4 protein-coding genes and 1 pseudogene are annotated in these 5919 nt (G+C 60.8%); all 5 read left to right on the top strand.

Translation table 11 applies throughout. From position 1 onward, the window contains the following. Window positions 1-336 precede the first annotated feature (336 nt). Window positions 337-1089: a hypothetical protein gene (locus tag O6929_08885; protein ID MCZ6480500.1), complete on the top strand. Its 753-nt coding sequence runs from the start codon at window positions 337-339 to the stop codon at window positions 1087-1089. A 36-nt stretch (window positions 1090-1125) separates the two neighbouring features. After that, window positions 1126-1416 carry a hypothetical protein gene (locus tag O6929_08880; GenBank protein ID MCZ6480499.1) on the top strand — a complete coding sequence of 97 codons (291 nt, stop codon included), beginning with the start codon at window positions 1126-1128 and terminating at the stop codon, window positions 1414-1416. A 143-nt stretch (window positions 1417-1559) separates the two neighbouring features. Beyond that, window positions 1560-2345, top strand: a complete 786-nt coding sequence (gene recO / locus O6929_08875; protein MCZ6480498.1) for a DNA repair protein RecO — start codon at window positions 1560-1562, stop codon at window positions 2343-2345. A 132-nt stretch (window positions 2346-2477) separates the two neighbouring features. After that, window positions 2478-3341, top strand: a pseudogene (gene glyQ / locus O6929_08870) (glycine--tRNA ligase subunit alpha). A gap of 109 nt (window positions 3342-3450) precedes the next feature. Beyond that, entirely contained in the window at window positions 3451-5604 is a 2154-nt protein-coding gene (glyS, locus tag O6929_08865) for a glycine--tRNA ligase subunit beta (GenBank protein ID MCZ6480497.1), read from the top strand. Window positions 5605-5919: the final 315 nt, after the last annotated feature.

Genomic DNA, 5919 nt, shown 5'->3' with positions numbered 1-5919 from the left:
CTTGCGACGGGAAGGGGGGCTCATGGCCCACATTGACCGGGCCCGGGGCGTGGGTGCAACTCCGGAACAGATCTATCAGGCCATCCTCTTGACCACGGGTCTCACCGGCTTTCCCAATACCCTCGCCGCATTTGGTATTGCGAGAGACCGTTTAGGGGAGTCCTAGTGCATGATCGATTGCTGACCGATGACCAAAGACCGTTGAACGGTGACCGATGACCGACAACAGTAAACAACTAGCAGCAATTTCCGGTCGTCGGTGGGCGGTAGTCGGTCGTCGGAGCCGACCGCTGACTGATGACTGCTTATCTGTCTTACTGAGAAAGGGAGGGAACGATGAACGAACCAACCATAGAGCAACGACTGGACCGTGTGGAACGCGAGAATCGCCTTTTGAAGAGGGCCGGAGCCGTGGCGGTAGCCTTGATCGCCGCCGTGATGCTGATGGGGCAAACTATGCCTACCAAGGTGGCCAAGGTGGTCGAGGCCGAGCATTTTGTGCTACGGGACAGTAGCGGGAAAGCCCGTGCCTTGCTGAATGTGTCCGGTGGCTCGGTCAATCTCGCCCTCGCCGACCAGAATGGGAACAATCGTGCCGTGCTGTACGTCATGGATGATGGCACGGCGGGGCTAGCCCTCCGCGACAAGGACTTGACGCGTCGTAATGTCCTGTACGTCTTGGCTGACGGGTCGTCGGGTCTGCGCCTTGCCGGCAAGGATGGCGGGAAGCGTACCGACCTGGTGGTGCTGCCGGACGGCTCGCACGGTCTCATCCTTGCCGCCAAAGACGGGAAAACACGTGCCGCGTTGAAAGTCGGGACGAACGGTCTGCCCGACCTGAGCCTCTTAGGCAAGGGCGGAGGACGTGTCGGGCTGTTCATGGTGGGTGACGGTCGGCCGGCCCTGGGCCTGGTTGACAAGACAAAAAAGCTTCGCGCAGCGCTGGGCCTGGAGGCCGACGGTCGGGTGCGCCTGGTTCTTTCTGGCAAGGGTGGCACGGAGCGGGCCGAAATTGTCGTACTGCCTAACGATAGGCCACGCCTGAGCCTCATCGGCCATACGGGGAGGCTCGTGTGGCACGGGCCATAGGGATCCTGGAGCCGGAGCACCAAGCATGTGGGCCGAATGCGCCCGCCGTCTTACAAATCCAGTCTCAGTGCAACAACGGCAAGAGCAGGTGGGTATGCCTCTAGCGAGCGGGACGGGGCATATGTCAGCGGGAGTGGGGCTATCCTGTTACGCGTAGGCGTCCGTGCTTCCGACGAGCCAGCTCTTATCGGCCTCCTCACAGATGAGCAAGAGGTCCCGTCCGGTGAGGCAGAGGTCGCAGGGGTCCGCTTGCTCGCCGCCTGCATTGGTGCATACGGGGCACTCAGCCCAATGATCGGCAGCGCGTTGATAGCTCTCATGCGGTGATTCGGTGCTCATGTTCAGCTCTCCACGAGGTGACGGCAAGCCGGGACAAAATGCAAGTCCCATTCCAATGGAAGGTCTTCTCGAGGGGGTCTGTAAATAGCCTTGTGTATGGGTGGGGACTTCGAGTACTCTACGGTCCTGGAATGGGGCTTAAATCCAGTGAAGCCGTTGTTATCGGAGGCCACAATCTCGGCGAGGCGGACCGGATCGTCGTCTTTTACGTGCGGCGCTACGGCAAGGTCCGGGCGGTGGCCGCAGGCGCGAGGCGGATTCGGAGTCGATTCGGTGGAAGCCTCGAGCTGTGTACGTATGGCCACCTGGTCTATTTCGAGCGCGCAAACTCCGATCTGCATCGCCTGAACGAATTTGCCCTCCGGGAACCCTTCCATGCGCTCCGGCGATCCCTGGAGCTGTTGACGGCGGCCTCCGAGGTGGCCGAACTGGCCGGAGTCGCCGGAGTCGAGGGGGAGGGAAGCGAAGAGCTCTTCGTCCTGATCGTCGGGACCCTCCGGGGACTCAATACCGGCATAGATCCCTCCCACATCCTTCGGGCCTTCGAGATCAGACTCCTGAAGACCCTCGGCTATCTTCCCGAGCTGGGGAGGTGTGTCCGGTGTCGGGAAGGACTCCCCGAAGGGGTCCAGAGTTTTGGCCTCAATGAGGGGGGTCTCCTCTGCCCCGCCTGCCGTGCGGAGGCCATTGAGACCATGCCTGTCTCACCGGAGGCGTTGGGATTCCTCCGCATGGCCCTGCGGAGGGAGATGGGCTTGAGCCGGGCGAGCCTGCACTCGGGTGCCGCTGAGGAGCTGAGGTCCCTACTTCAGACCTTCCTGGAGTTCAAGCTCGGGCGCAGGATCCGCTCCGCCCGCTTCCTCGCAGGGATTACCGGCTTTTCCCTTGACACTTCATCCTCCCGTTCAGTAAGCTGAGTCCCCTAATTTTATGGGGACTTCGGACCATTCCAGTGGTCTGAGTATCCCCCACACAAGGCGTTCCTTGTCAATGATGCCGGGCGCGGCGGCACCCGCCTCCGGCTGTGTATCCTGCTCGGAGGGAGGAGCATGAACTATCAAGACGTGGTCATTGGACTCGAAAAATTCTTCGCCAAAAGGGGATGTGTAATCCAGGAACCGTACGATATCGAGGTGGGGGCGGGCACTATGAACCCCGCGACCTTTCTCCGGGTGTTGGGCCCCGAGCCCTGGAATGTTGCCTACGTGGAGCCCTCCAGGCGTCCCACCGACGGTCGATACGGGGAAAATCCGAATCGGCTCCAGCACTACTATCAATTCCAGGTCATCCTCAAGCCCTCCCCCGACGACATCCAGGAGATTTATCTCGACAGCCTTCGTCATCTCGGGATTGACCCGTTGAAACACGACATCCGCTTTGTGGAGGATGACTGGGAGTCGCCCACCCTCGGAGCCTGGGGCTTGGGCTGGGAAGTGTGGTTGGACGGGATGGAGATCACCCAGTTTACCTACTTTCAACAGGCGGGTGGCATCGATCTCAAGCCGGTCTCGGGCGAACTCACCTATGGGATCGAGCGGATCGCCATGTATCTCCAGGGGGTGGACAGCGTGTTTGACCTGGAGTGGGTCAAAGGGGTGACCTACGGGGATGTCCACCATCGAGGGGAGGTGGAGTGGTCGGTCCACAATTTTGACGAGGCGGACACGCAGCTGCAATACACGCTCTTTGATCTGTACGAGGCGGAATCCCTGCGACTCATTGAGAAAGGGCTAGTGCTGCCCGCCTATGACTACTGCCTGAAATGCTCCCATGCCTTTAATATCCTGGATGCCCGGGGAGCGATTAGCGTCACGGAACGCCAGGCCATCATCGGCCGGGTCCGGAATCTGGCCCGGCGGTCCGCCGAGGCCTATCTCAAGCAGCGGGAAGAGATGGGATTTCCTCTCCTGAAGAAAGCATGGCAGCCGCGCGGCAATCAGCAGTCGGCAGTTCGCAGGAGAACCCGCAAACCGAGAAAGGCGGTTCGCTGACCGCTCATAGCAGGCGACCGGAGAGAGAACGATGGCGAAGGCAAAGGTAAAAGCGAAGGCAAAGGTAAAAGCGAAGGCAAAGGCGAGGGTGAAAGCGAAGCCTAAGCCGAAGGAAAAGGAACTCGTTTTCGAGATCGGGACCGAGGAGATCCCCTCGGTCTACATGGCCGATGCCCTCCGGGATTTTCAGGGGGTCGCTGATCGGCTCCTCCGCCAGGCACGCCTGGGTTTCGGACGCATTCGAACCCTGGGGACGCCAAGGCGTCTCACCCTTCACGTGGAGGCATTGGCAGACAAGCAGGCGGATGAGGTCCGAGAAGTCGTCGGCCCGCCGAAGTCGGCGGCTTATGATGCAGAAGGCAAGCCGACGAAGGCCGGGCTCGGTTTCGCCCGAGCGCAGGGGATCCCCGTCGAGCAATTGGAAATTCGGGCGACAGAGCGCGGGGACTATGTCGTTGCGAGGAAAAAGGAGAAGGGATTAAAGACGACCGAGGTTCTCTCCTCTCTCCTCCCCAATATCATTACCTCGCTGACATTTCCCAAGAGTATGCGGTGGGGTGATTTATCCATCCGCTTCGTTCGTCCGATCCGATGGCTCCTTGCCCTGTACGGGGGAAAAGTGGTGGAGTTTGAGATCGACGGGATCCGGAGTGGTGGAGTAACATTTGGCCACCGCTTTCTCGCACCACAGCCGATCCAAGTCCGCACCTTCCAAGAATATCTGAAGAAGCTGGAGAAGGCGTTCGTCATTGTGGATCAGGACCGACGGCGTGAGCAGGTGAGACAGCTTGTTGTTAAAGCCGCGCGGCAGGTCCGTGGTGAACCCCTCATCGATCCCGACTTGTTGGAGCAGGTCACCCATCTGGTCGAGTATCCCACGCTCGTCCGGGGTGGATTTCCTGATGAGTATCTCAGCCTCCCTCGTGAGGTGATTATCACTCCGATGCGAAAGCACCAACGCTACTTCCCCGTAGTGGACAAGAGGGGGAAACTGCTCCCGTACTTCGTCGCCGTCTCCAATATGAAGACCCGAGACATGGACATGGTTGCTCAGGGAAACGAGCGGGTTCTCCGAGCGCGACTGGCGGATGCCGACTTCTATTACAAAGAGGATCAGAAAAAGCTTCCCCTCGAGAAGTTGGTCCCCCGCCTCGGCCACATCCTCTTTCAGGAACGACTCGGAAGCCTCTTGGACAAGACGAAACGGATTGCGGAGATCGCCGGTTTCATGGCCAAGTCGGTCGACCCCGCAGCGGAAGAGAGTGCTCGCCGGGCTGCTTCCCTCTGCAAGGCGGATCTGGCGACCGGAATGATCCGGGAGTTCACTGAGCTGCAGGGGGTCATGGGGCGCCACTATGCCGAAATCAGCGGGGAAAAGGCGGAGGTCGCTGTCGGAATCGAGGAGCACTATCTCCCCCGGTACGCGGGGGATACCCTCCCCCGGACAAAGACAGGCGCCCTGGTCGGGGTGGCTGACCGGATCGACAGTATCGCCGGATGTTTCGGTATCGGCCTGATCCCTACCGGCTCCGAAGACCCCTATGCACTGCGCCGGGCGGCCCTGGGCCTCATCCTCATCCTGGTAGGGCAAGAGCTTTCTGTCCCGCTCACGCCCCTGATCCAAAAGGCCCTGGAACTCCTGAAGGACCGGATCAGCCGTCCTCGAGACGAGGTCTTGAAGGACATCCTGACGTTCCTCCGTGTCCGATGCGAGGGGATCATGACCGATCGGGGGATTCCCCCCGATGTGGCGGCGGCGGTGCTGTTGGTCGGCTTTGATGATATCCCCCGGGCGTTTCGGCGGGCCCAGGCCTTGACCAAGGCGAAGCAGGATGCAGAGTTTGCCTCCCTGGCCATCGCCTTCAAGCGAGTGGCGAATATTCTCCCGCCGGGCTTTGCGCGGGAGGTCGAGGAGAGCAGGTTTCAGGAGGAGGCAGAAAGAGTGCTTCACCGGGAGGTGAAGGCCTTGCAAGGGGAGGTGGCACCCTTGATCGAACGCGGGGAGTACAAAGAGGCCCTCAAGCGGATTGCCACCCTTCGGCCCGCGGTGGACCGGTTCTTTAATGATGTCTTAGTGATGGCCAAGGACGCAGCGCTCAGGGACAATCGCCTGGCCCTTCTTGCCGAGACCGCCAGCCTTTTCAGCCGGATTGCCGACTTTCGCCAGATCGCCGTTGCCGGCTAGTGCCGCACCAACTATTTCTCACTAGCATTCCGCGCTGGTGCGGCACTTCCGCTAGTCCCGAAAGCCTTTCCCGAAGAGACTCTCGTCCCATCGGGACGGGGCGGGATTCGGCGCTCGGCGTTCGCCTCGCTGAGCACCCCCCAGGCGTAGGGGAGCCTCGGGGAGGAACACTCTTACAACCCCTCAGTGCCCCTGGCCCGCATTATTCACGAACGGAGTGTCTTCGTGAATAATGAGTCCCGCCGCTGCGGCGGGACTCAAGGCTAGCCCTGAGCGACGCCCCGCAAACGCGGGGCGGAGTCGAAGCCCGGAGGG

The sequence above is a fragment of the Candidatus Methylomirabilota bacterium genome (assembly GCA_027293415.1).
In the GTDB taxonomy this organism is placed as follows: Bacteria; Methylomirabilota; Methylomirabilia; order Methylomirabilales; family CSP1-5; genus CSP1-5.
The sequence above is the reverse complement of the archived record's forward strand: the minus strand, read 5'-3'. Positions and strand labels throughout refer to the sequence as shown.